General features: G+C 68.8%; 3 protein-coding genes. All 3 read right to left on the bottom strand.

The features are described 5' to 3' along the window. Positions 1–792, bottom strand: a 792-nt coding sequence (locus QZ281_RS11035; RefSeq protein WP_292228326.1) for a DUF2125 domain-containing protein, incomplete at its 3' end; no start/stop codon positions are given. Positions 793–849: 57 nt separating this feature from the next. Next, positions 850–1,323, bottom strand: coding sequence for a Cys-tRNA(Pro) deacylase (gene ybaK, locus QZ281_RS11030; protein ID WP_292228324.1), 474 nt, complete (start codon positions 1,321–1,323; stop codon positions 850–852). Position 1,324: 1 nt separating this feature from the next. Continuing rightward, positions 1,325–3,508 (bottom strand): ATP-dependent DNA helicase, encoded by a 2,184-nt coding sequence (locus QZ281_RS11025; RefSeq protein WP_292228321.1) that lies wholly within the window; start codon positions 3,506–3,508, stop codon positions 1,325–1,327. Between the last annotated feature and the right edge of the window lie 63 nt (positions 3,509–3,571).

Raw genomic sequence — 3,571 nt, 5'->3', positions numbered from 1 at the left:
GCTCAGGGTCGCACGGCTGGCCACGGCCTGAATATCGCCGCGCAGATTGCGGAAGGTTCCGCCGCCTCGCGTCCAGACCGAGAAGACGCCCGCCGCATCCCCGCCCTTCAGCAGGCTGGCCTGACCGATGGTGGCCTCAAGCTGAAGGGTCAGCATGCCATCCTGCGCAAAGCCCTCGACCGGACCATCAGCACGGCCCTGCCCGTCCACCAGACGGAACATGACGTCGATGTCGTCGCCTGGCGTGGTCGAGGCGGCCAGATGCGGACGGGTGTAAAACTCGATCCGCGCGGCGCGGGCGATGGGGAAGGGCTCGCCCTGCGGCGCCACGGTGAAGATCGGATTGACCATCTCCAGCGCCAGATTTGGCCAGCGCTGGTCGATGCCGCTGGCGCTCATGCGGATGGCGTCGCCCGCGACGGCGACCTCACCCTTGCCTGCACGGGTCAGCACCAGTCCCTGCGGTGCGACGATCACCCATTTGGTCGGCTGATAGGCGTTGGCCTCCGCCGCCAGCTCCAGCGCCGCGACGGCATGGTGGGACGGTGCGCCGATGCTCAGGTCACGCAAGCCTACGCGGACACGGAACGGCCAGCCGGTGATCGACTTCTCGGAATAGCGGACGTCCCAGCCCGCTTGACGCATGGCCGCCGTCTGGGTCTCCAGCTGTTTGTCGATCTGATGCGTCAGATAGAACCACCAGCCCGTCCACGCGGCCAAGGCCGCCAGCACGATGATGAAGGGCGCATACAGGCCCTTGCGGCTGTGCGGCTTGGTCGGGGCGTCAGTCATGCGATCTCCGGGTTCAACGCCCTATAGCCCAAGGATCGGCGCCGACATAAGGGCGGTTCAGGCGGTCAGATCGGCCAAGCTGGCCGAGGCCGCCCGCAGCGCATCATCCGGCGCGATCCCCAGCAGCAGACCGCGTTGCCCGCCGTTGATCAGCACCAGATCGAACAGGATGGCCGTCTCGTCCATCACGGTCGGGACGGACTTTCGCTGGCCAAAGGGACTGACGCCGCCGACCTTGTAGCCGGTCAGGCGTTCGGCGTCGGCGGGCTTCATCATCTGCGCCGACTTGGCCCCCAGCGCCGTCGCCAGCTTCTTCATGCTGACCTCGCAGTCGGAGGGCACGATGACGCAGGCGGGCTTGCCGTCGGCCAGGGTCATCAGGGTCTTGAACACCTGTTCCGGCGCCTTGCCCAGGGCCTGCGCCGCCTGCAGACCGACACGCGGGGCGTCGGGATCATAGTCATAGGGGAACAGCTCAAACGCGATCCCCGCCTTGGTCAGAGCCAGGGTCGCAGGCGTGGTCTTCGACATTTCAGGTCGTCTCGGGGTTCAGGAAGCTCTTGGTCAGTTCGACCGCATCGGCCAGCCCCATGCGCTGCACCTCTGTTCCCGGCGGCAGGCTGGCGAACAGGCGCGTCGGCGTGGCGGCGTCCAGCATCAGGAACACCCCCTTGTCGTCGCCGCGCCGGATCAGCCGCCCGAAGGCCTGTGCGATGCGGGCGCGGGCGATGGCGTCATCATAGCCCTTGCCGCCCAGACGTTCTCGACGCGCCTTGTGCAACAGGTCCGGGCGCGGCCACGGCACGCGGTCGAAGGCCAGAACCCGCAAAGACCGCCCCGGCACGTCCACCCCGTCGCGCACGGCGTCGGTGCCCAGCAGGCACGAGTTCTCCTCGACCCGGAACATGTCGACCAGCGCCCCGACCTCCAGCGGATCGACATGCTGGGCGTAGAGCGGAAAGCCTGACTTCGCCAGATCCGGCCCCAGCCGCTCATAGACCGCCTTCAGACGACGGATGGCGGTGAACAGGCCCAGGCCTCCGCCGCCCGCCGCCAGAAACAGTTCGCGCATCGCCGCCGCCGTCTGGCGCGGGTCGTCCTTGACCAGATCATTGACGACAATGACCCGGCTGTTGGCGGCATAGTCGAACGGGCTTTCGACCTTCAGGGTGCGCGGCGGCTCGATCAGGCGCGCCGATCCGGTCCGCATCCGCGCCAGATCAAACGGGTCTTCCTGCAGGGGATCGGACAAGGTGGCGGACGTCACCAGCACCCCATGCGACGGCACGATCACGGCGGCCTCCAGCGGCACGGTCGGGTCGATCCAGTGACGGCGCAGGGCCACGTCGTGAATCCGCCCGAAGGCCGTCTCCGCCGAGAGCCAGTCGACGAAGTCCGGGTCCGGTTCGTCGCCCCCGTCCTCCAGCGCCGCCAACATGGAGCGCCAGCCCGGCAGGGTCATGCGGGCGCGTCGGTCCAGCCCGCGCAAGGCCCCTTCGATCCGCGACCGCTGCGAGCCGTCCAGTTCGGCGGCCTCGTTGTCCAGAACGTCTTCCAGATGCCGCGACAGGGCCAGAAGCGGCGCCTCGATGGCCGCCAGCGCCTGGGCCGCCGCGCGGGCGGCCTCTGCGACCTGATCGGTCACGGGCTTCAGCGCGCATTCCATGCCGAACTCGGCGCCGCCATAGGGGTTGGCCTCCGCCGTGCGCGCCCGAAGCTGGTTCAGGGCGGCGGCCAGAAATGCCTCGATCGGGCCGATGGGGTTCACCTCGCCCGAGGCGGGCGCGACCCGACCCGACACGCCCTCGCCCGGCAGGCCAGCGGCGGCGCGCACGGCGTCCTGAAGCGATTTCAGCGCGCTCTCATTGTCATTGACCATGTCGCCCAGACGCTGTTCCAGCCCGCGCCCGCGACGTCCCTTGCCCTCTGGACCGCGAATCCAGCGCCGCAGCTCAGCCGCCTCCTGACCGGACAGACATGCGGAAAAGGCGCTGTCGGCGGCGTCGAACAGGTGGTGGCCCTCGTCAAAGACGATCCGCTTCAGGGCCGCCGTCTCGCCGTCCTGTTTCTGGCCACGCGCCGACCGCGCGCCGTCGAACGCGGCCTGCGTCAGGACCAGGGCATGATTGGCCACCACGATGTCAGCCTTGCGGCTGGCGCGGATGGTCTTCTCCACGAAACAGGTGCGGTAGTGCGGACAGGCGGCGTGAACACATTCCCCGCGCCGATCCACCAGATTGGCCGCCCCCGCCGCATGGGCCGCAGGCACCGCAAACAGGCCGGGCAGCCAGCCGGGGAAGTCCCCGCCCGTCATATCGCCATCGCGCGTATAGACCGCCCAGCGACCGGCCAGCGCCAGCCCGATCAGGTCGCCGTTCCCCAGTTGCGCCGCCTGCATCATGTCCTGCAGGTTCAGGACGCACAGATAGTTCTCGCGCCCCTTTCGGATCACCGCCTTCTTCTTGCGTTCGGCGGGATCGGGCCACAGGGCATGGCTCTCGCGGTCGATCTGGCGCTGCAGGGCGCGCGTGTAGGTCGATATCCACGCCGCCCCCTGGTTCCGCTCGGCCCACAGGGAGGCGGGCGCCAGATAGCCCATGGTCTTGCCCGTGCCCGTCCCCGCCTCGGCCAGCAGGACGCGGGGTCGCCCTTCTTCGTTACGCGGCGAAAAGGCGAAGGCGGCCTCGGCGGCATAGTCGGATTGCGTCGGCCGCATCTCGTCCAACCCTGAGGCCTGCAGCAGCTTCGGTGCCCGACTGGGCCGCTAAAGCCCGAGCCA

Source organism: Brevundimonas sp., from assembly GCF_018608325.1.
In the GTDB taxonomy this organism is placed as follows: Bacteria; Pseudomonadota; Alphaproteobacteria; order Caulobacterales; family Caulobacteraceae; genus Brevundimonas.
The sequence above is the reverse complement of the archived record's forward strand: the minus strand, read 5'-3'. Positions and strand labels throughout refer to the sequence as shown.